Genomic DNA, 20,749 nt, shown 5'->3' with positions numbered 1-20,749 from the left:
TACGTCCTGGCCGGCATGCCGAATGCCGGTCAAGGCTGCTTCCATCCCTCCAGCTTCGCCTATCCGTGCCATAGCCAAATTGTCGGGCGCCCACACGGAACCGGCTGTTACTCTCGGGCGCCCCTTTCGCTCTCCTGAAGAGGATCCGCCATGACCGCTCCGCTCGCCATCCGCCGACTTGCCGCCGCCGCTCCGGATTTCGCCGAGCATCTGGATCATCTGCTGAGCTGGGAAGGGGTGTCCGACGCCGACATCAACCAGCGGGTCCTGGCGATCATCGCCGACGTGCGCCACCAGGGCGACGCCGCGCTGCTCGAATACACCCGGCGCTTCGATGCCGTCGAGGCGACCGCCATGAGCGATCTCATCCTGCCGCGCGCGCGTCTGGAAGAAGCCCTGACCCGCATCACGCCGGAGCAGCGCACCGCGCTGGAAGCCGCCGCCGAGCGCGTTCGTCGTTATCACGAAAAGCAGCGCCAGGATTCCTGGCAGTACCAGGAGGCCGACGGCACCGTGCTCGGCCAGCAGGTCACCCCGCTGGATCGTGCCGGGCTCTATGTGCCGGGGGGCAAGGCCTCCTATCCCTCCTCGGTGCTGATGAACGCCATCCCCGCCAAGGTCGCCGGCGTAAAGGAAGTGGTCATGGTGGTGCCCACGCCCCGCGGCGAGGTCAACGAACTGGTGCTGGCCGCCGCCGCCCTGGCCGGTGTCGATCGCGTCTTCACCATCGGCGGCGCCCAGGCCGTGGCCGCCCTGGCCTATGGCACCGAAAGCGTGCCGCCGGTGGACAAGATCGTCGGCCCCGGCAACATCTATGTCGCCACCGCCAAGCGCCACGTGTTCGGCAAGGTAGGCATCGACATGATCGCCGGCCCGTCGGAGATCCTGGTGGTCTGCGACGGCCAGACCGATCCCGACTGGATCGCCATGGACCTGTTCTCCCAAGCCGAGCACGACGAAGACGCCCAGGCCATCCTGGTCAGTCCGGACGGCGCCTTCCTCGACGCCGTAGCGGCCAGCATCGCCCGCCTGCTGCCGGAGATGGAGCGCGCCGACATCATCCGTGCCTCGCTGGAAGGGCGGGGTGCCCTGATCCAGGTCACCGACATGGCCCAGGCCATCGAGGTGGCCAACCGCATCGCCCCCGAGCACCTGGAGCTGTCCGTCGCCGAGCCCGAGCAGTGGCTGCCCGAGATCCGCCATGCCGGCGCCATCTTCATGGGGCGCTACACCGCCGAGGCCCTGGGCGACTACTGCGCCGGTCCCAACCATGTGCTGCCGACCTCGGGCACCGCGCGCTTCTCCTCGCCCCTGGGCGTGTACGACTTCCAGAAGCGCTCCTCGATCATCCACTGCTCGGCCGCCGGCGCTTCCGCGCTGGGCCGGGTCGCCTCGGTCCTGGCGCGTGGCGAGTCCCTGACCGCCCACGCCCGCAGCGCCGAATACCGCATTCAGGAGGAGCAGGCATGAGCGAACTCTGGAGTCCCTTCGTCAAGAACCTGGTGCCCTATGTCCCGGGTGAGCAGCCCAAGCTGACCAACCTGGTCAAGCTCAACACCAACGAGAATCCCTACGGTCCATCACCGCGGGCGCTGGACGCCATCCGCGCCGCGGCCACCGACGACCTGCGTCTCTATCCCGATCCCAACGGCCAGGCGCTCAAGGATGCCGTCGCTCGCTACTACGGCATCCAGAGCGACCAGGTCTTTGTCGGCAACGGCTCGGACGAGGTGTTGGCGCACATCTTCCTGGGCCTGTTCGGCCATGGCCGACCCGTGCTGTTCCCGGACATCAGCTACAGCTTCTATCCGGTCTATTGCGGCCTCTACGACATCGCCTTCGAGACGCCAGCGCTGGACGAGGATTTCCAGATCGTCCCCGAGGACTATCTGCGGCCCAATGGCGGCATCATCTTCCCCAACCCCAATGCGCCGACTGGCAGCGCCCTGGCGCTGGACGCCATCGAGCGCATCGTCGCCGGCAATCCGACCTCGGTGGTGGTGGTGGACGAGGCCTACGTCGACTTCGGGGCGGAGTCGGCAGTCGCCCTGATCGAGCGCCATCCCAACCTGGTGGTGACCCAGACGCTGTCCAAGTCCCGCTCCCTGGCCGGCTTGCGCGTTGGCCTGGCCATGGGCCAGGCGCCGCTGATGGAGGCCCTGGAGCGGATCAAGAACAGCTTCAACTCCTATCCGCTGGATCGCCTGGCCCTGGCCGGCGCGACCGCGGCCTTCGAGGATCGCGCCTATTTCGACGAGACCTGTCGGCAGGTGATCGAGAGTCGTGAAGCGCTGGTGGGCGAATTGCTGGCGCGCGGCTTCGAGGTCCTGCCCTCGGCCGCCAACTTCATCTTCGCCCGTCATGTGCAGAAGGGCGGGGCGGTGCTGGCCGCGGGCTTGCGCGAGCATGGCGTCATCGTGCGCCACTTCAGCCGACCCGAACGCATCGCCGACTTCCTGCGCATCACCATCGGTACGCCGGCGCAGAATCAGGCGTTGATCGCGGCCCTCGATACCCTCTGAGAGACGCCCGTGGCTAGCGCGCCTTTTCCATCAGGGGGCGCAGCCCGACGGTGACCTTGACCTGCACCGTCTTGTCCTGGCGCCGCACCTCGATGGGGATGCTGTCGCCGGGTTGCTTGCGGGCGATCTGGTTCATCGCCAGCCGGCCATCCTTGATCGGTTGGCCCGCCAGCTTGACCAGTACATCGCCGGCGCGCAGACCGCCCTTGTGCGCCGGTCCATCGGGATCTATGTCCGTCACCACGATGCCCTGATCGACCTTGAGGCTATAGGTCTTGACCAGTTCCGGGGTGATCACCTCCACCGCCACGCCCAGCCAGCCACGGATGACCTGGCCATGCTGGATGATCGAGCGCATGACCTCCATGGCCAGCTTGATCGGGATGGCGAAGCCGATGCCCTGGGAGCCGCCGGAGAGGATGGCGGTGTTGATGCCGATCAGATTGCCGCTGGCGTCCACCAGCGCCCCGCCGGAATTGCCCAGGTTGATCGCCGCATCGGTCTGGATGAAGTCCTCGTAGGTATTGAGACCCAGCTGGTTGCGACCGGTGGCGCTGATGATGCCCATGGTCACCGTCTGGCCGACGCCAAAGGGGTTGCCGATGGCCAGCACCACGTCACCGATGCGGATGGCGCTCGAATCGCCCACCGAGATGGCCGGCAGATTGGGCAGGTCGATCTTCAGTACGGCGAGGTCCGTGGCGGGATCGCTGCCGATCAGCTTGGCCAGGGTCTGGCGGCCGTCGGCCAGCGCCACCACGATGGACTCGGCGTCCAGGGTCACGTGGTTGTTGGTCAGCAGATAGCCGTCATGGCTCATCAGCACGGCGGAACCCAGGCTGAGTTCTTCCACCGGCTTGGTCGCGCCTTTGCGATCGCTGGCCGTATCTCCGGCCTTGCCCGGCTTGGCGGCCTTGGTCGAGCGCAACGACACCACCGCGGGCGCGGCGCGACTGGCCGCGTCGGCGTAGGAAACCGGTCCCTCCTGGCGCGAACTGGCGGGCGCCTGGGCGGCCTCGAACAGCGGCGGCTGGGCGGGCAGGCCGAGCCACTGGGGATAGCGCTGCATGATCAGGGCTGCAACGAGCAGACCGCACAGCACGGGCCAGCCGAGATAACGCAAAGCCTTGTACATCGATCACATCCTTGAATTTGTCCACCCGGGGTGCGCCGGATAAGCTGGCGGGCATTATAAGGAGCGACGCCAGCCGAAGACACGCTGGCGCCGCCAACGAGGAGGTAAGCCGCACGTGACCCTGTCCCTTGAGCAACTGGTGGAGACCGCCGACCGTTACCTGGAGTCGGCCCGGATCCAGGATTATTGCCCCAACGGCCTGCAGGTCCAGGGTCGTGAGCAGGTGCGCCTGCTGGTCAGTGGCGTCACCGCTTCCCAGCAGCTGCTGGACGCCGCCGTCGCCGCCGGCGCCGATGCCATCCTGGTGCACCATGGCTACTTCTGGAAGAACGAGGATGCCCGCCTCATCGGCATGAAGCAGCGCCGAATCAAGACGCTGCTGAGCCACGATATCAGCCTGCTGGCCTACCACCTGCCCCTGGATGTCCATCCCGAGGTGGGCAACAACGTCCAGCTGGGACGCCGCCTGGGGCTGCAGGATATCCGGCCGCTGCCCGGGGATACCAAGGGACTGATCTGGCAGGGCGAGTTGCCGCAGGCGCAATCCGCCGCGGACTTCGGTCGGCAGGTGGCGGACGTGCTGCAGCGCGAGCCGCTGGTGGTCGACGGCGGGCGCTCGATCCGGCGCCTGGCCTGGTGCACCGGGGGCGCCCAAGGCTACATCGACCAGGCCATCGCCGCCGGAGTGGATGCCTACCTGACCGGCGAGGTATCCGAGCAGACGGTGCACAGCGCTCGCGAGAACGACGTGAGTTTCTTCGCCGCCGGCCACCATGCCACCGAGCGCTATGGCGTGCAGGCGCTGGGTGATTATCTGGCCGCGCAGCTGGGTATCCAGCACCTCTTCATCGACTGCGACAATCCCGCCTGAGCGTCATAAGCATATAACTTCTGGATCTAGATGGCCTGGCGGGCCATAACCGTTGCCTATGGTAAGGTTGAGGTTCGTCCACGGCCCGCTCTGTCCGGTGTGTCCAGTCGACTGGATGCCGCAACGGACCTCTCCTAGGCCACCTTTCTGCAATCGTGAGTAGCCATGCTCGACAAACAGACGCACCTCAAACAGCTTGAGGCGGAAAGCATCCACATCATCCGTGAAGTGGCCGCCGAGTTCGACAATCCGGTCATGCTGTATTCCATCGGCAAGGATTCGGCCGTGATGCTGCACCTGGCCCGCAAGGCCTTCTTTCCCGGCAAGCTGCCGTTCCCGGTACTCCACGTGGACACCGGCTGGAAATTCCAGGCCATGTACGAATTCCGCGATCGCATGGTCGCCGACATGGGCCTCGATCTGCTGGTGCACAAGAATCCGGAAGGGGTCGCCCAGGGCATCAATCCCTTCACCCATGGCAGTGCCAAGCACACCGACATCATGAAGACCCAGGGCCTCAAGCAGGCGCTGGACAAGTACGGCTTCGACGCCGCCTTCGGCGGTGCCCGCCGCGACGAGGAGAAGTCCCGCGCCAAGGAGCGCGTCTACTCCTTCCGGGACAGCAAGCACCGCTGGGATCCCAAGAACCAGCGTCCCGAGTTGTGGAACATCTACAACGGCAAGACCAACAAGGGCGAGTCGATTCGCGTCTTCCCGCTGTCGAACTGGACCGAGCTGGACATCTGGCAGTACATCTACCTCGAAGGTATCCCGATCGTGCCGCTGTACTTCGCCGCCGAGCGCGAGGTGATCGAGAAGAACGGCACCCTGCTCATGATCGACGACGACCGTATCCTCGAGCACCTCTCGTCCGAGGAGAAGGCCCGCATCCACAAGCGCCAGGTGCGCTTCCGTACCCTTGGCTGCTACCCCCTGACCGGCGCGGTGGAGTCCCAGGCGACCACGCTGACGGACATCATCCAGGAGATGCTGCTCACCCGCACCTCCGAACGCCAGGGCCGGGTCATCGACCACGATGGCGCCGGGTCCATGGAAGAGAAGAAACGTCAGGGGTATTTCTAAGATGTCGCACCAATCCGATCTGATCGGCCAGGACATCCTGGCCTACCTCGCACAGCACGAACGCAAGGAGCTGCTGCGCTTCCTTACCTGCGGCAACGTCGACGACGGCAAGAGCACCCTGATCGGGCGCCTGCTGCACGATTCCAAGATGATCTACGAGGATCACCTGGAAGCCATCACCCGCGATTCCAAGAAGGTCGGCACCACCGGCGAAGAGGTCGATCTGGCGCTCTTGGTGGACGGCCTGCAGGCCGAGCGCGAGCAGGGCATCACCATCGACGTGGCCTATCGCTACTTCTCCACGGCCAAGCGCAAGTTCATCATCGCCGATACCCCCGGCCATGAGCAGTACACCCGCAACATGGCCACCGGGGCTTCCACCTGCGACCTGGCGATCATCCTGGTCGACGCCCGTCACGGCATCCAGACCCAGACCCGTCGGCACAGCTACATCGCCTCGCTGCTGGGCATCAAGCACATCGTGGTCGCTATCAACAAGATGGACCTGCTGGGCTTCGACGAGGCGGTGTTCGAGCGCATCAAGGACGACTACCTAGCCTTCGCCCAGCGCATCGACCTAAACGCCAAGGACATCCACTTCGTCCCCATGTCGGCGCTCAAGGGCGACAACGTGGTGAATCGCAGCGAGCAGACGCCCTGGTACGGCGGCAAGCCGCTGATGGAAATCCTCGAGACCGTGGAGATCGCCGCCGATCGCAATCTCGACGATCTGCGCTTCCCGGTGCAGTACGTCAACCGGCCCAATCTCAACTTCCGCGGCTTCGCCGGGACCCTGGCTTCGGGCGTGGTCACCAAAGGCGATGCCGTGGTGGTCCTGCCGTCGGGCAAGGGCAGCCGCATCAAGTCCATCGTCACCTACGAGGGCGAGCTGGAGCAGGCCGGACCCGGCCAGGCGGTGACCCTGACCATGGAAGACGAGATCGACATCTCCCGGGGCGACGTCCTGGTGCATGCCGACAACCGTCCCCAGGTCACCGACAGCTTCGAGGCCATGCTGGTGTGGATGGCCGAAGAACCCATGCGGCCCGGCAAGAAGTACGACATCAAGCGCGCCACCAGCTACGTGCCCGGCTCGCTGCCGAGCATCGTGCACACGGTGGACGTCAACACCCTGGAACGGGGCGCCGCCAGCGAGCTCAAGCTCAACGAGATCGCCCGGGTCAAGGTGGCTCTCGATGCGTCCATCGCCCTGGATGGCTATGGCGTCAACCGCACCACCGGCGCCTTCATCGTCATCGATCGCCTGACCAATGGCACCGTCGGTGCCGGCATGATCATCGCCGACCCGGTAGGCCGGGGTGGCCATGGCCAGGGCGCGCACCAGCTGCACGTCGGCACCAGCGAGCGGGCCGCGCGTTTCGGTCAGCAGCCCAGCACCGTGCTCTTCACCGGTCTCTCCGGCGCCGGCAAGACCACCCTGGCCTATGCCCTGGAGCGTCGCCTGTTCGATGCCGGCCGTGCGGTCTTCGTGCTGGACGGTCAGAATCTGCGCCACGACCTGAACAAGGGGCTGCCCCAGGATCGCGCCGGGCGTCGCGAGAACTGGTTGCGTGCCGCCCAGGTGGCCCGCCAGTTCAACGAAGCAGGTCTGATCGCCCTGGCGGCCTTTGTCGCGCCCGATGCCGAGGGCCGCGCCCAGGCCCAGGCGCTGATCGGTGCCGAGCGTCTGCTGACCGTGCACGTCAAGGCGTCGCCCAAGGTCTGCGCCGAGCGCGATCCCCAGGGTCTCTACGCCGCCGGTGGCGACAATATCCCGGGCATCTCCTTTGCCTACGATGCGCCCGAAGACGCCGATCTGGTACTGGATACCGAACAGCTGTCGGTGGAGGAGGGGGTCCAGCAGATCCTCGACGTCCTGCGGCGACGCCAGGTGATCTAAGGCCTGCAGCGATAGAAAAAACCCGCCTTTCGGCGGGTTTTTCATGGGCCTTTACCAGCGTGGGGGCGGGCCATAGTAGTAGGCGCCAGGTGGCGGGCCGTAGTACACGGGGCGCGGCTCAACCACGCGATACTCGTAGACCGGTGCCGGCTCGTAGTAGACCACGCGCGGCGGTGGCGGCGGCGGTGGCCCCTCGATGTAGACCGGCTCGCGGGCGTAGGAATGGGAGACGATGGCTCCGCCGACCACGGCGCCCACTACGGCACCGAGAAAGGCCGGACCGGGACCACGACCGTGGGCGGACGCCTGACCGGCGATGGCGAGGCAACCGGCAAGCACCACGACTTGAGTGATGCGACGTAGCATGATCTTTCTCCTGCGACCCGGGGAAATGAAACCGGGTATGTCTATCAGACCGCAACGGTGGCCAGTCGCCTAGATCGCCTCGGGTAAAGTTTGGGTAAAACCAAATCCGGGGACATCAGTCCCAACAACTCGAGGTCGACGTGTCCCCACTCCCGCGGGATGCATCTCCTGTATCTGGCACCGCGAACGGTGCCCTGACCACGAGACCACCGTGCAGATTCTCTATACCGCTCTGATCCTCTTGCTGATGGTGGGTGCCACCCGACTCAGCGCCCATCTGATTCCCATCCCGCTGCCGCTGATCCAGGTGGTGGTCGGCGCCTTGCTCGCCTGGCCCACCCTGGGACTGCACGTGGCCCTGGACCCGGAACTCTTCCTGCTGCTGTTCATCCCGGCGCTGCTGTTCTCCGATGGCTGGCGCATGCCCAAGCGGGAATTCTGGCGGCTGCGCCGACCGATCTTTGTTCTGGCCTTTGGCCTGGTGTTCCTCACGGTGCTGGGTGCCGGCTGGTTCCTGCACTGGATGCTGCACCTGCCCTGGGCGGTGGCCTTCGCCCTGGCGGCGGTGCTGTCGCCCACCGATGCCGTGGCGGTGTCCAGCATCGTCCGTGGCCGGCTGCCCAGCGCCCTGCTGCACGTGATCCAGGGCGAGGCCCTGCTCAACGACGCCTCGGGTCTGGTGACCTTCAAGTTCGCCGTGGCGGCGGCCCTGACCGGCGCCTTTTCGCTGAGCCAGGCCAGCCTGGAATTCGTCATCGTCGCGGTGGGCGGCGTGCTGGTCGGCGGGGTGCTGAGCTGGCTGGTCGGGCGGGCGCGCGCCTGGATGGTGGTGAAGCGCGGCTGGAGCGACGCCGCGCCCCATGTGGTCTTCATGCTGTTGCTGCCCTTCGCCGCCTATGTGCTGGCGGAGCGACTGGGGGTTTCCGGCATCCTGTCCGCCGTGGCCGCCGGGATGATGCAAAGCCGGGTCGACATGCTGCCCCGGCAGACCGCCACCCGGTTGCTCAACCACAGCGTCTGGGGACTGGTGGAATTCGCCTTCAACGGCCTGGTGTTCCTGATCCTGGGGCTGCAACTGCCGGACATCCTGGCGGCCGCGCTGCCAGCCTCCCAGGCGCTCTGGCCGGCCGCGGGCTGGCTGACGCTCTATGTGTTAGGTGCCTATCTGGTGATCATGGCCATCCGCTTCGGGGTCATCCTCGGCTATTGGCACCTGACCCAGCCTGGCAGCGGACCCATGACCATCGCGGGCGATCCGCGTCTGATCGCCGCCATCGCCTCCCTCAGCGGGGTGCGCGGCGCCGTGACCCTGGCCGGTGTGCTGTCGCTGCCGCTGCTGCTCTCGGATGGCACACCCTTTCCCCTGCGTGACGTCCTGGTATTCATCGCCGCCGGGGTGATCCTGCTGTCGCTGGTGGTGGCAAGCATCGGCATACCGCTACTGCTGGCGCGGCTGCCGGAGCAATCCAACGACCTGCTGGAGCGGGAGCGCTGCGAGGTGCGGATCAATGCCGCCCGGGCCGCCATCGTGGCCCTGGAAGACGTGGAGTCGAGCGACACCGACGAGCCGGCGCGGGCGGCGCTGCAGGCGGAGATCAAGGCTGGCATCATCGCCGAATTCCGCGACGAGCTGAGTTCTGCCGATGACAGCGAGGACGCCCGTTCCCTGGCGCGCCTGCGAGATAGCCTGGACGGCGAGCTGCGCCTGCTCGCCATCCGCGCCCAGCGCCGCGAACTCTATCGGTTGCGGATCGCAGGGGTAATCGATGACCTGGTGGTCAGCGAGTTCCTGCGCGAGTTGGACATCCAGGAAACCGCGCTGATGCGCGATCAGGGCAATCGCTAGCCCAGGCAGAAGCGGCGGATGCGCTCCGCCGCTTCCACGCATTCGGCCAGGGGCGCGACCAGCGCCATGCGGATCCGTCCGGCGCCCGGGTTGACGCCCGCGACCTCTCGCGACAGATAGGAGCCCGGCACCACGGTCACGTGCTCACGGGCGAACAGATCGCGGGCGAAGGCTTCGTCATCGCCCGGGGTCTTGGCCCAGAGATAGAAGCCGCCGTCCGGCAGTGACACCTCCAGGCTGCCCTGCAGGATATCCAGCACGGCGGCGAACTTCTGCCGATAGAGTTCGCGGTTCTCGCGGACATGGGCCTCGTCCTGCCAGGCCACCGCACTGGCCTTCTGCACCTGCACCGGCATGGCGCAGCCATGGTAGGTGCGATAGAGCAGGAAGCGCTTGAGGATGGCGGCATCGCCCGCGACGAAACCCGATCTCATGCCCGGCAGGTTGGAACGCTTGGACAGACTGTGGAAGACCACGCAGCGGGCGAAGTCGCTGCGACCCAGTTCGGCGCAGGCGGTCAGCAGGCCGGGTGGCGGGCTGGCTTCGTCGAAATAGAGTTCGCTGTAGCACTCGTCGGCGGCGATCACGAAGTCGTGGCGATCGGCCAGGGCGATGAGCTTTTTCAGCGTTGCCACAGGCAGCAGGGCACCGGTCGGGTTGCCGGGCGAGCAGAGGAACAGCAGCTGGCAGCGCTGCCAGACCTCGTCCGGCACGCTGTCGAAGTCGGGATTGAAACCCTTGTCCGCCAGGCAGGGCAGGTAATGCGGCTCGGCGCCGGCCAGCAGGGCCGCGCCTTCGTAGATCTGATAGAAGGGGTTGGGACTCAGCACCAGGCCGCGCTTGCTGCGATCCACCACCGCCTGGGTAAAGGAGAACAGGGCTTCGCGGGTGCCGGTCACCGGCAGCACGTGGCGCGCCGGATCCAGCCAGCCCTCGGGTACGCCGAAGCGCTGGCCGGCCCAGCTGGCGATGGCCTCGCGCAGCTCGGCGATACCGAGGGTGGTCGGGTAGACCGCCAACTGATCCAGGTTCGCGGTCAGGGCCTCGGCGACAAAGGCCGGTGACGGATGCTTGGGCTCGCCGATCGACAGCGGGATCGGCTTGATCGCCGCCGGCGGGGTCACGCCGGCGAGCAGGGCGCGCAGCTTCTCGAACGGATAGGGCTGCAGCAGGTCGAGGGTGGGATTCATCGTCGGGTGGTCCTTCGTTCGAGGCGTTAGATCAAGGCGCTAGATGCTGATGCGGCTGAGTGGCGTCTGGCTGTCCGACTCGCCCAGTTGCTTGATCAGGGCTTGCTGCAGGGCGCTGCACAGAGCGGGATCCGCCAAGGGGCGACCATCGGCGTCGGTGACATAGAAGACGTCTTCCACGCGCTCGCCGAGGGTGGCGATCTTGGCGTTGAGCACGGACAGGTCGAAGTCGAGGAAGATGCGACCCACCCGTGCCAGCAGCCCGGGTCGGTCCGGCGCCGTCAGTTCGATCAGACTCGCCGAACGCGTGGTGTCGGTATAGATGTTCACCTGGGGCGAAAAGGCGAAATGCTTGAGCTGGCGGGTCACGCGCCGGTTGATGATGCTCGGGTACTCTTCCGGGTGCTTGAGCGCCTCGATCAGGCCGGCGCGGATCTGGGCGACGCGCGCGGGATTGTTGCCGATCGAGCCGCCATCGGTGTCCAGCACGATATAGGTGTCCAGGGTGAACTGGCTGCTGGAGGTGATGATGCGGGCGTCCTGAATGTTCAGGTTGAGCTGGTCCATCACCGCCACGGTCACCGCGAAGAAGTCGTGCTGGTCCGCGGCATAGATGAAGATCTGGGTGCCGCCTTCGGAATCCCGCTGGGTGGTCTCGCGGATCAGCACCAGGGGCTCCGCGGTATCGCCATGGCCGAGGATGGCCTCGGTGTGCCAGGCCACGTCCAGCGCCGTATGCCGCAGGAAATAGGTGTCGCCCAGCTGCGACCACAGCTGCTCGGCGTCATCGGCATCGATGCCGCGGCGCATCAGGGTATCGAGGGCCGATTGCTGGGTGCTGCGAATCTGCTCCTCGCGATTGACCGGATTCTCCAGGCCGCGGCGCAGGGCACGCTTGGTCTCGGTGTAGAGCTGGCGCAGCAGGGTGGCGCGCCAGGAATTCCACAGCGACGGATTGGTCGCGGTGATGTCGGCCACGGTGAGGACGTACAGATAGTCCAGGTGGGTGTGGTCACCCACCGTCAGGGCGAAGTCGTGGATCACCTGGGGATCGGAGAGATCCTTGCGCTGGGCGGTGGTGGACATCACCAGGTGGTTGCGCACCAGCCAGCTGACCAGGCGGGTATCCCATTCCGGCAGCTGGTGGCGGCGACCGAAGGCTTCCACGTCTTCCGCGCCCAGCTCCGAGTGATCGCCGCCGCGGCCCTTGGCGATGTCGTGGTAGAGACCGGCGATATAGATCAGCTCCGGCTTGGGCAGCTTGTGGATCACCCGCGTCGCCAGCGGATACTTCTCCGCCAGGACGTCGTAGCTCATCTTGCGCAGATGCTTGATGAGATTGAGGGTGTGGGCGTCCACCGTATAGATGTGGAAGAGGTCATGCTGCATCTGGCCGACGATCTGGCCGAATTCGGGCAGGTAGAGCCCCAGCAGTCCGTAGCGATTCATCCGCCGCAGATTGCGATGGATCCCGGATTCGCTCTTGAGTAGTTCGATGAACAGGCTGGTATTGCGGATGTCCTGGCGGAAGGCGTCGTCGATCAGGTGACGGCTGTCACGCAGCAAGCGGATGGTGCCAGCGCTGGGGCCCTTGACCGCCGGGTTCTGCGCCAGCAGGACGAACAGTTCCATCAGGGCGAAGGGCGTGCGCAGGAACACCTGCGGATGCACCACCTCCAGGTAGCCGTTGCGGATCTGGAATCTGTTGTTGATCGGTGTCACCGCGGCGGGCACCTGCTCGTCGCGCAGATTCACTTCCTCGAAGTGCTGCATGACCACGTCGCTGAGCTGGGAGACGTCCATCACCACCCGGTAGTACTTCTGCATGAAGCGCTCGACCGCCAGCTTGGCGTCGTTGTCCTCGTAGCCGAGCAGGTTGGCGATGCGTCGCTGGTGGTCGAACAGCAGGCGATCCTCCGGGCGACCGGCCAGCATGTGCAGGGCATAGCGAACCTTCCACAGGTACTCCTGCGCCGAGATCAGCAGGCTGCACTCGCTTTCGGTGAGAAAGCCCTGGCCCACCAGGGCCTGCAGATTGAGGGTGCCGAATTGCCGCCGGGCGATCCACAGCAGCGTCTGGATGTCGCGCAGGCCGCCGGGGGAACCCTTGACGTTGGGTTCCAGGTTGTACTCGGTGTCATTGTACTTGGCGTGTCGGGCGCTCTGCTCGGCACGCTTGGCCAGGTAGAAGGCCCGTCCCGGCCAGAGGTGCTCGACGCTGGTGGCCGCCAGCATCGCCTGGCGCAGGTGCTCGGGGCCGGCGAGGGTACGGCTTTCCATCAGGTTGGTGATCACCGTCAGGTCGGCCAGCGCCTCGGTGGTGCACTCGCGCAGCGATCTGACGCTCTGCCCCACGGCCAGGCCCACGTCCCACAGCAGGGTCAGGAAGCCTTCGATGGAATCGCGGAAGCGCTCCTGCTCTTCTTCGGCGAGCAGGATGAGCAGGTCGATGTCCGAGTGCGGATGCAGTTCGCCACGGCCATAGCCGCCCACCGCGAGCAGGGCGATGCCGTCGTCCGGCCAGCTGAAGCGACTCCAGGCCGCGATCAGCATCTGGTCGATGAACCAGGCACGGTCCTCGACCAACCGGCGCACGCTGCGCCCGGCCAGGAAGCGGGCATCGAGGGTGGCGTTCGCGGCCCGGATGAATTTCTTGAAGGCCGCGAGGGGGCTGGCTTTCAGCGAAAGCTCAGCCTGGAACTGGCCGGCGTCGAACAACTCCGAATCGACCTGGGGCATGGGCGCTCACTCACGCAGAAACGCGGGGAAAGGTTTCGTCCTTTCTCAGGGTCAGGATCTCGTAACCCTGTTCGGTGACCAGCACCGTGTGTTCCCACTGCGCGGACAGCTTGCGGTCCTTGGTGATGGCGGTCCAGCCGTCGCCCAGCAGGCGGGTCTCGTAGCGGCCCTGGTTGATCATCGGCTCGATGGTGAAGATCATCCCGGCCTGCAGCTCGAGGCCGGTACCGGCACGGCCGTAATGCACTACCTGCGGCTCCTCGTGGAAGCCCTTGCCGATGCCGTGGCCGCAGTATTCGCGCACCACCGAGAAGCCGTTCTTCTCCGCATGCTTCTGGATGACTTCGCCGATATCGCCCAGGCGCGCGCCCGGGCGGACCAGCTCGATACCCTTGTAGAGGCATTCCTGGGTGATCTGACAGAGGCGGTCCGCCCACTCGGGTACGTCGCCCACCAGATACATCTTGCTGGTGTCGCCGTGGTAGCCGTCTTTGATCACGGTGATGTCCACGTTCATGATGTCGCCGCTCTTGAGCGGCTTGTCATTGGGAATGCCGTGGCAGACCACGTGGTTGAGCGAGGTGCAGATGGATTTGGGATAGCCCTTGTAGTTCAGCGGGGCGGGGATGGCCTGCTGCACGTTGACGATGTAGTCATGGGCCAGTCGATCCAGTTCTTCGGTGGTGATGCCGGGACGCACGTGCTCGTCCAGCATTTCGAGCACCTCGGCGGCCAGTTGGCCGGCGATGCGCATCTTGGCGATGTCTTCAGGGGTCTTGAGGATGACGGTCATCGGAAATCTCTAGGTATCACGCCGGGCGTTAGCTTTCGATCCGCTATTCTATCAGAGCCGTCGCCCGCGCTGTGGCTACCGGCGGTACCCCTGGATCTCCGCTAGGCGGCAATCGCCGCTGGTGGTATCCGGCAAGGCGTGATATAAAGTCGCGCGCTTTTTCGGGGCTATTCCCTTTAGCGCTCCTAACCCCACACACGCATCGACACGATGACCTGGGTGCTTCCCGATGGGAAGTTGGTCATTGGGATGCGTGGAGGCCCAACCCGACTACGAGGAACATCTAAATGTCTCAAGTCTCCATGCGTGACATGCTGAAAGCCGGCGTGCATTTCGGCCACCAAACCCGTTACTGGAACCCGAAGATGGGCAAGTACATCTTCGGCGCGCGTAACAAGATCCACATCATCAACCTCGAAAAGACCCTGCCGATGTTCAACGAGGCCCTGACCTTCGTTGAGCGCCTGGCGTCCGGCAAGAACAAGATCCTGTTCGTCGGGACCAAGCGCGCTGCCGGCAAGATCGTTCGCGAAGAAGCCGCGCGTTGCGGTCAGCCCTTCGTTGATCATCGCTGGTTGGGCGGCATGCTGACCAACTACAAGACCATCCGTGCCTCGATCAAGCGTCTGCGCGATCTGGAAGTTCAGTCCCAGGACGGTACTTTCGACAAGCTGACCAAGAAAGAAGCCCTGATGCGTACCCGCGACCTCGAGAAGCTCGAGCGCAGCCTGGGTGGTATCAAGGACATGGGCGGTCTGCCGGATGCCCTGTTCGTGATCGACGTTGACCACGAGCGCATCGCCATCACCGAGGCCAACAAGCTGGGCATCCCGGTCATCGGCGTCGTCGATACCAACAGCAGCCCGGAAGGTGTTGACTACATCATCCCCGGCAACGATGACGCCTTCCGCGCCGTTACTCTGTATCTGAGCAGCGTTGCCGATGCCGTGATCCGTGGCGGCAGCAACGGCGGTGCCAACGAGCAATTCGTCGAAGAAACCGCTGCCGAAGCCGTCGAGGGCTGAGCAGGTCGACCCTAGGGTCGAGCGGTTCGACGTGCGAGAAGGGGGCCTAGCCCCCTTTTTGCCTACTGGCGTTTCATTGGCTCCGTCTTCGTGCGGAGTGACCTCGAAACCGATTCAAGAGGATTTCAAACATGGCAGAAATCACTGCAGCCCTGGTCAAAGAACTGCGCGAGCGCACCGGCCAAGGCATGATGGATTGCAAGAAGGCCCTGGCCGCTGCCGGTGGCGACATCGAGAAGGCCATCGACGACATGCGTGCCGCTGGCGCCATCAAGGCCGCCAAGAAAGCCGGTAACGTGGCTGCCGAAGGCTCCATCGCGGTCAAGGTCGCTGACGACCACAAGGCTGCCGTCATCATCGAAGTCAACTCCCAGACCGATTTCTTGGCTCTGCAGGACGACTTCAAGGGCTTCGTCGCCGCCAGCCTGGACAAGGCCTTTGCCGAGAAGATGAGCGATGCCGCTCCGCTGATCGCTGCTCAGGAAAGTGCCCGTGAGGCCCTGGTCGCCAAGTGCGGCGAGAACGTCAACATCCGTCGTCTGACCCGCGTCGAAGGCGATGTCGTTGGCGCCTACCTCCACGGTCACCGCATCGGTGTGGTCGTTACCCTGCAGGGTGGCAGCGCCGAGCTGGCCAAGGAAATCGCCATGCACGTCGCGGCGAGTAATCCCCAGTTCCTGAATCCGTCCCAGGTTTCCGAAGAAGCTGTTGCCAAGGAAAAGGAAATCTTCCTGGCGCTGAATGCCGACAAGATCGCCGGCAAGCCGGAAAACATCGTGGAGAACATGGTCAAGGGTCGTATCAACAAGTTCCTGGCCGAAGCCAGCCTGGTTGAGCAGCCCTTCATCAAGGATCCGGAAGTCAAGGTCGGTGAACTGGCCAAGAAAGCCGGCGCCGAAATCGTTTCCTTCGTGCGTTACGAAGTAGGCGAAGGCATCGAGAAGGCTGAAGTCGACTTCGCTGCCGAAGTCGCTGCCCAGCTGGCTGCCAGCAAGCAGTAAGACCGGCATCCGCCGTTGACCAGGAGGCCGCCCGCTTCGAGCGCGCGGCCTCTTTGTCAAATTGGAAGGCAGGTCTGATTTCTCGTCTTCCAAGGAGTTTTTTGCCGATGGGAGTGAACGCAACTGCAGTTGCGCTTTCCTATCGCTGGATCAAAATCCCCGCACATGTTCATCGCCACAGGAGAGAGTGAATGGCACAGCAGATGAGTGGTCGCCAACCCCGTTACAAGCGTATTCTGCTGAAGCTCAGTGGCGAAGCCCTGATGGGAAGTGAAGACTTCGGGATCGATCCGAAGGTGCTGGATCGCATGTCGCTGGAGATTGGCCAACTGGTGGGCATCGGTGTCCAGGTCGGTCTGGTGATCGGTGGTGGCAACCTGTTCCGCGGTGCGGCGCTGTCCGCCGTGGGCATGGACCGGGTGACCGGCGACCACATGGGCATGCTGGCTACCGTGATGAACGCCCTGGCCATGCGTGACGCCCTGGAACGCTCCAATATTCCCGCCACGGTGATGTCCGCCATCTCCATGGTCGGCGTGACCGACCAGTACGATCGCCGCAAGGCCCTGCGTCAGTTGAAGGATGGCGAAGTCGTCATCTTCTCCGCCGGGACCGGCAATCCGTTCTTTACCACCGATTCCGCCGCCTGCCTGCGCGCCATCGAGGTCGAAGCCGATCTGGTGCTCAAGGCCACCAAGGTGGATGGTGTATACACGGCAGATCCTTTCAAGGATCCCAATGCCGAAAAATTCGAGCGCCTGACCTACGACGAAGTGCTCGACCGCAAGCTGGGTGTCATGGACCTCACGGCCATCTGTCTCTGCCGTGACCACAACATGCCCCTGCGGGTTTTCAACATGAACAAGCCCGGCGCCCTGCTCAACATCGTGGTGGGCGGTGGTGAGGGCACCCTGATCGAGGAGGGAGCAGCATGATCAACGAGATCAAGAAGGATGCGCAGACGCGCATGACCAAGACCCTGGAAGCCCTGGGCCACGCCTTTGCCAAGATCCGTACCGGACGCGCTCATCCAAGCATCCTGGATAGCGTCATGGTGTCCTACTACGGCAGCGACACTCCGCTGCGCCAGGTGGCCAACGTCACCGTCGAGGATTCGCGGACCCTGGCCCTGAGCGTGTTCGACAAGAGCATGATCCAGGCGGTCGAGAAGGCCATCATGACCTCCGACCTGGGCCTCAATCCGGCCACCGCCGGCACCACCATTCGCGTGCCGATGCCGGCCCTGACCGAAGAGACCCGCAAGGGCTTCACCAAGCAGGCGCGTGCCGAGGCCGAGCAGGCGCGGGTCTCCGTGCGCAACATCCGCCGCGATGCCCTGGCTCAGCTCAAGGATCTGCTCAAGGAAAAGGAAATCAGTGAAGACGAGGATCGTCGCGCTCAGGATGAAGTCCAGAAGCTGACTGATAAATTCGTCGCCGAGGTGGACAAGGCTCTGGAGGCCAAGGAAGCCGACTTGATGGCTGTTTGACAACGGTTGGGACGTAACATGGGCATGAGCAAGCCAGGCAAGGTGGTGCCACGTCACGTGGCGATCATCATGGATGGGAACAATCGCTGGGCGCGCCGTCGGTTGCTGCCGGGCGTCGCCGGTCACAAGGCCGGAGTGGACGCCGTGCGCGCGGTCATCGAGGTGTGCGGCGATGCGGGCGTCGAGGTGCTGACGCTGTTCGCCTTTTCCAGCGAGAACTGGCGGCGTCCGGCCGACGAGGTCGGCGCCCTGATGGAGCTCTTCCTGTCCGCTTTGCGGCGAGAGGCCAAGAAGCTGCATCAGAATGGCATCCGGCTGCGCATCATCGGCGATCGCTCGCTGTTCCACCCGGAACTGCAGGCGGCCATGGCGGAAGTCGAGGCACTCACTGCCCATCACACCCGGTTCGTGCTGCAGATCGCCGCCAACTACGGGGGACAATGGGATATCACCCAGGCCGCCCAGCAGTTGGCGACGCAGGTCCAGCAGGGGTCGCTGCAGCCGGGTGACATCACGCCTGAGCTGCTGCAGGGCTGCCTGGCGACCGCTGACCTGCCGTTGCCCGACCTGTGCATCCGCACGGGTGGCGAGCGGCGGGTCAGCAACTTCCTGCTCTGGCAGATCGCCTATGCCGAGCTGTATTTTTCCGACCTGTTCTGGCCGGACTTCAAGCACGAGGCCATGCACGCCGCGCTGGCCGACTTCGCCACCCGCCAACGGCGGTTCGGCCGGACCTGCGAACAGGTGGAAGCGGAGCTACGCGCCTAATGCTGAAGCAGCGAGTTATCACGGCGATGGTGCTCCTGCCCATCGCCCTGGCCGGATTTTTCTGGCTGGAAGGGGCGGCCTTCGCCTTGTTCATCGGTGCGGTCGTGGTCCTGGGTGCCTGGGAGTGGGCACGTTTGGCGGGTCTGGAAACCCAGCCGCTGCGTTGTGCCTATGCCGCCGTCGTGGCGCTGGCGCTGCTGCTCTGCTGGTGGTTGCCGGCGGGGGCTCACGGACTGCTGTTCATCAGCCTGGCCTGGTGGCTCTATGCGACCGTGCTGGTGCTCACCTATCCCGATAGCGCTCGGGCCTGGCAAGCCTCCTGGCGACGCCTGCTGATCGGGCTGGTGGTGCTGGTTCCGGCCTGGCAGGGGCTGATGCTGCTCAAGGCGGCACCGGGTGGCAATCTACTGATTCTCGAAGTGATGATGCTGGTGTGGCTGGCCGACATCTTCGCCTATTTCTCCGGGCGGGCCTTTGGCAAGCGCAAGCTGGCGCCGGCGGTGAGTCCGGGCAAGAGCTGGGAAGGCCTCTATGGCGGCCTGGCCGCCGCTTTGGTGGCGACCCTGGTGCTCGGCCTGGTCCGTGGCTGGGGGGTGGGTGACCTCATGCAGGCGCTCATCGGCGCGGCCTGCGTGGTGCTGATTTCCGTGGTGGGTGATCTCACCGAAAGCATGTTCAAGCGTCAGGCCGGGCTCAAGGACAGCAGTCAGTTGCTGCCAGGGCACGGTGGCGTACTGGATCGCATCGACAGCCTCACGGCCGCCGTACCGCTGTTCGCGCTGCTGCTCTGGTGGGCCGGCTGGGGTGTCCAGTGAGTCTCCAACGGCTTTGCGTGCTGGGTGCGACCGGCTCCATCGGTGCCAGCACCCTGGATGTAGTAGCGCGGCACCCTGAGCGTTATCGGATCTTTGCCTTGAGCGGGCATCGTCGCCTGAATGAGCTGGCTGATCTCTGCCGACGTTTCCAGCCGGTCTATGCGGCCGTGCCGGATCAGGCGTCCGCCGACTGCTTGGCCGGCCTGCTGCGAGGGGCTGAAATGCTCCCCGAGATCCTGGTGGGCGAGGGTGGCCTGGAGGCTATCGCCGCTCATCCTCAGGTCGATACCGTCATGGCGGCCATCGTTGGCGCGGCTGGGCTGAAGCCGACGCTGGCGGCAGTCAAGGCCGGCAAGCGCGTGCTGCTGGCCAACAAGGAAGCCCTGGTCATGAGCGGCGCGCTTTTCATCGAGGCGGTGCAGGCCAGTGGCGCGACCCTGCTGCCCATCGACAGCGAGCACAACGCCATCTTCCAGTGCCTGGCCGATCCGGCGACACCCGGCCTGGCGCGCAAGGGCGTACGACGCATCCTGCTCACCGCCTCGGGTGGTCCGTTCCGCGAGACACCGGCCGAGCAGCTGGTCGAGGTGACGCCGGACCAGGCCTGTGCCCATCCCAAGTGGTCCATGGGCCGGAAGATTTCGGTGGACTCCGCGACCCTGATGAACAAGGGCTTGGAGTTGATCGAGGCGTGCTGGCTGTTCGAGGCGACACCTGAGCAGGTCGAGGTGGTCATCCATCCCCAGAGCGTGATTCATTCGCTGGTCGACTATGTGGACGGTTCGGTGCTGGCCCAGTTGGGCAATCCCGATATGCGTACCCCCATCGCCCATGCCCTGGCCTGGCCCGAGCGAATCGACTCCGGAGTCACGGCGCTGGATCTGTTCGAAATCGGCCGGCTCGAGTTCGAGCGCCCTGACGAAGCGCGCTTTCCTTGCTTGCGTCTGGCCCGGGAAGCCGCTCAGGCGGGTGGTTGCATGCCGGCGACGCTCAATGCCGCCAACGAAGTCGCCGTCGAGGCCTTTCTCGCGGGTCAATTGGGTTTTACCGAGATCCCGCAACTGATCGAGTCGGTGCTCAAGGGTGTCGAGCCCGGTCCGGCCGCCGATCTGGACGCGGTTTTCGCAGCCGACAATACCGCTCGGCAGCTGGCTCGGGAGTGGTTGGCGAGACGCTGATCCCGCGCCTCGACACCTGACCTGCGAG

General features: G+C 64.9%; 18 protein-coding genes. 13 read left to right on the top strand and 5 right to left on the bottom strand.

Going from position 1 to position 20,749, the window contains the following annotated elements; all coding sequences use genetic code 11:
• Positions 1–150 precede the first annotated feature (150 nt).
• Both hisD and hisC read left to right on the top strand, forming a co-directional pair.
• On the top strand, positions 151–1,470 hold the full coding sequence (hisD, locus tag C722_RS0102940) for a histidinol dehydrogenase (RefSeq protein WP_017639067.1): 1,320 nt from the start codon (positions 151–153) through the stop codon (positions 1,468–1,470).
• Positions 1,467–2,522 (top strand): histidinol-phosphate transaminase, encoded by a 1,056-nt coding sequence (gene hisC / locus C722_RS0102935; protein ID WP_017639066.1) that lies wholly within the window; start codon positions 1,467–1,469, stop codon positions 2,520–2,522. Before hisD ends, hisC begins: the two co-directional genes overlap by 4 nt.
• Before the next feature lie 13 nt (positions 2,523–2,535).
• On the opposite strand, the gene C722_RS0102930 is transcribed toward hisC, so the two are convergent.
• Positions 2,536–3,657: a S1C family serine protease gene (locus C722_RS0102930; protein ID WP_017639065.1), complete on the bottom strand. Its 1,122-nt coding sequence runs from the start codon at positions 3,655–3,657 to the stop codon at positions 2,536–2,538.
• 115 nt (positions 3,658–3,772) lie between these two features.
• On the opposite strand from C722_RS0102930, the gene C722_RS0102925 reads away from it, so the two are divergent.
• The 3 genes from C722_RS0102925 (at position 3,773) to cysN (ending at position 7,511) form a co-directional block, all read left to right on the top strand.
• Positions 3,773–4,528, top strand: coding sequence for a Nif3-like dinuclear metal center hexameric protein (locus C722_RS0102925; RefSeq protein ID WP_017639064.1), 756 nt, complete (start codon positions 3,773–3,775; stop codon positions 4,526–4,528).
• A 165-nt stretch (positions 4,529–4,693) separates the two neighbouring features.
• Entirely contained in the window at positions 4,694–5,611 is a 918-nt protein-coding gene (gene cysD / locus C722_RS0102920; protein WP_017639063.1) for a sulfate adenylyltransferase subunit CysD, read from the top strand.
• A 1-nt stretch (position 5,612) separates the two neighbouring features.
• Positions 5,613–7,511: a sulfate adenylyltransferase subunit CysN gene (gene cysN, locus C722_RS0102915; RefSeq protein ID WP_017639062.1), complete on the top strand. Its 1,899-nt coding sequence runs from the start codon at positions 5,613–5,615 to the stop codon at positions 7,509–7,511.
• Positions 7,512–7,562: 51 nt separating this feature from the next.
• Here the strand turns inward: cysN and C722_RS0102910 are convergent, their stop codons facing one another.
• Positions 7,563–7,877 carry a hypothetical protein gene (locus tag C722_RS0102910; protein ID WP_017639061.1) on the bottom strand — a complete coding sequence of 105 codons (315 nt, stop codon included), beginning with the start codon at positions 7,875–7,877 and terminating at the stop codon, positions 7,563–7,565.
• Between the two features lie 211 nt (positions 7,878–8,088).
• Here C722_RS0102910 and C722_RS0102905 point away from each other — a divergent pair, with 211 nt between their 5' ends.
• Positions 8,089–9,723 carry a Na+/H+ antiporter gene (locus tag C722_RS0102905; protein WP_017639060.1) on the top strand — a complete coding sequence of 545 codons (1,635 nt, stop codon included), beginning with the start codon at positions 8,089–8,091 and terminating at the stop codon, positions 9,721–9,723.
• Here the strand turns inward: C722_RS0102905 and dapC are convergent.
• The 3 genes from dapC to map are packed head-to-tail and all read right to left on the bottom strand — an operon-like array spanning position 9,720 to position 14,445.
• Complete coding sequence (gene dapC, locus C722_RS0102900; protein ID WP_017639059.1) at positions 9,720–10,913, bottom strand: succinyldiaminopimelate transaminase; 1,194 nt, start codon at positions 10,911–10,913, stop codon at positions 9,720–9,722. The genes C722_RS0102905 and dapC overlap by 4 nt on opposite strands.
• A gap of 39 nt (positions 10,914–10,952) precedes the next feature.
• Positions 10,953–13,652, bottom strand: a complete 2,700-nt coding sequence (locus C722_RS0102895; RefSeq protein WP_017639058.1) for a [protein-PII] uridylyltransferase — start codon at positions 13,650–13,652, stop codon at positions 10,953–10,955.
• Between the two features lie 10 nt (positions 13,653–13,662).
• A complete protein-coding gene (map, locus tag C722_RS0102890) occupies positions 13,663–14,445 on the bottom strand; it encodes a type I methionyl aminopeptidase (RefSeq protein ID WP_017639057.1) in 783 nt (260 codons plus the stop codon).
• A gap of 287 nt (positions 14,446–14,732) precedes the next feature.
• Between map and rpsB the strand changes: the two genes are divergently transcribed.
• From rpsB to ispC, 7 genes are all read left to right on the top strand, one after another.
• On the top strand, positions 14,733–15,470 hold the full coding sequence (rpsB, locus tag C722_RS0102885) for a 30S ribosomal protein S2 (RefSeq protein ID WP_017639056.1): 738 nt from the start codon (positions 14,733–14,735) through the stop codon (positions 15,468–15,470).
• 131 nt (positions 15,471–15,601) lie between these two features.
• A complete protein-coding gene (gene tsf / locus C722_RS0102880; protein WP_017639055.1) occupies positions 15,602–16,471 on the top strand; it encodes a translation elongation factor Ts in 870 nt (289 codons plus the stop codon).
• A 191-nt stretch (positions 16,472–16,662) separates the two neighbouring features.
• A complete protein-coding gene (pyrH, locus tag C722_RS0102875) occupies positions 16,663–17,406 on the top strand; it encodes a UMP kinase (protein WP_017639054.1) in 744 nt (247 codons plus the stop codon).
• The gene (gene frr / locus C722_RS0102870) at positions 17,403–17,960 is read left to right on the top strand and encodes a ribosome recycling factor (protein ID WP_007159491.1); all 558 of its coding nucleotides are present in this window, start codon (positions 17,403–17,405) and stop codon (positions 17,958–17,960) included. The genes pyrH and frr overlap by 4 nt, the downstream gene beginning before the upstream one ends.
• A gap of 18 nt (positions 17,961–17,978) precedes the next feature.
• Entirely contained in the window at positions 17,979–18,728 is a 750-nt protein-coding gene (gene uppS, locus C722_RS0102865; RefSeq protein ID WP_017639053.1) for a polyprenyl diphosphate synthase, read from the top strand.
• Positions 18,728–19,543: a phosphatidate cytidylyltransferase gene (locus C722_RS0102860; protein ID WP_017639052.1), complete on the top strand. Its 816-nt coding sequence runs from the start codon at positions 18,728–18,730 to the stop codon at positions 19,541–19,543. The genes uppS and C722_RS0102860 overlap by 1 nt, the downstream gene beginning before the upstream one ends.
• A complete protein-coding gene (gene ispC / locus C722_RS0102855) occupies positions 19,540–20,721 on the top strand; it encodes a 1-deoxy-D-xylulose-5-phosphate reductoisomerase (RefSeq protein ID WP_037062975.1) in 1,182 nt (393 codons plus the stop codon). The genes C722_RS0102860 and ispC overlap by 4 nt, the downstream gene beginning before the upstream one ends.
• The last annotated feature ends 28 nt before the right edge of the window (positions 20,722–20,749 follow it).

The organism is Pseudomonas sp. 313 (genome assembly GCF_000316965.1).
In the GTDB taxonomy this organism is placed as follows: Bacteria; Pseudomonadota; Gammaproteobacteria; order Pseudomonadales; family Pseudomonadaceae; genus Chryseomonas; species Chryseomonas benzopyrenica.
The sequence above is the reverse complement of the archived record's forward strand: the minus strand, read 5'-3'. Positions and strand labels throughout refer to the sequence as shown.

Excerpts from the sequence above, each read along its gene's own strand:
- hisD (WP_017639067.1), top strand. The coding sequence starts at position 151 with ATGACCGCTCCGCTCGCCATCCGCCGACTTGCCGCCGCCGCTCCGGAT.
- hisC (WP_017639066.1), top strand. The coding sequence starts at position 1,467 with ATGAGCGAACTCTGGAGTCCCTTCGTCAAGAACCTGGTGCCCTATGTC.
- C722_RS0102930 (WP_017639065.1), bottom strand. The coding sequence starts at position 3,657 with ATGTACAAGGCTTTGCGTTATCTCGGCTGGCCCGTGCTGTGCGGTCTG.
- cysD (WP_017639063.1), top strand. The coding sequence starts at position 4,694 with ATGCTCGACAAACAGACGCACCTCAAACAGCTTGAGGCGGAAAGCATC.
- cysN (WP_017639062.1), top strand. The coding sequence starts at position 5,613 with ATGTCGCACCAATCCGATCTGATCGGCCAGGACATCCTGGCCTACCTC.
- C722_RS0102910 (WP_017639061.1), bottom strand. The coding sequence starts at position 7,877 with ATGCTACGTCGCATCACTCAAGTCGTGGTGCTTGCCGGTTGCCTCGCC.
- dapC (WP_017639059.1), bottom strand. The coding sequence starts at position 10,913 with ATGAATCCCACCCTCGACCTGCTGCAGCCCTATCCGTTCGAGAAGCTG.
- C722_RS0102895 (WP_017639058.1), bottom strand. The coding sequence starts at position 13,652 with ATGCCCCAGGTCGATTCGGAGTTGTTCGACGCCGGCCAGTTCCAGGCT.
- map (WP_017639057.1), bottom strand. The coding sequence starts at position 14,445 with ATGACCGTCATCCTCAAGACCCCTGAAGACATCGCCAAGATGCGCATC.
- rpsB (WP_017639056.1), top strand. The coding sequence starts at position 14,733 with ATGTCTCAAGTCTCCATGCGTGACATGCTGAAAGCCGGCGTGCATTTC.
- tsf (WP_017639055.1), top strand. The coding sequence starts at position 15,602 with ATGGCAGAAATCACTGCAGCCCTGGTCAAAGAACTGCGCGAGCGCACC.
- pyrH (WP_017639054.1), top strand. The coding sequence starts at position 16,663 with ATGGCACAGCAGATGAGTGGTCGCCAACCCCGTTACAAGCGTATTCTG.
- frr (WP_007159491.1), top strand. The coding sequence starts at position 17,403 with ATGATCAACGAGATCAAGAAGGATGCGCAGACGCGCATGACCAAGACC.
- uppS (WP_017639053.1), top strand. The coding sequence starts at position 17,979 with ATGGGCATGAGCAAGCCAGGCAAGGTGGTGCCACGTCACGTGGCGATC.
- C722_RS0102860 (WP_017639052.1), top strand. The coding sequence starts at position 18,728 with ATGCTGAAGCAGCGAGTTATCACGGCGATGGTGCTCCTGCCCATCGCC.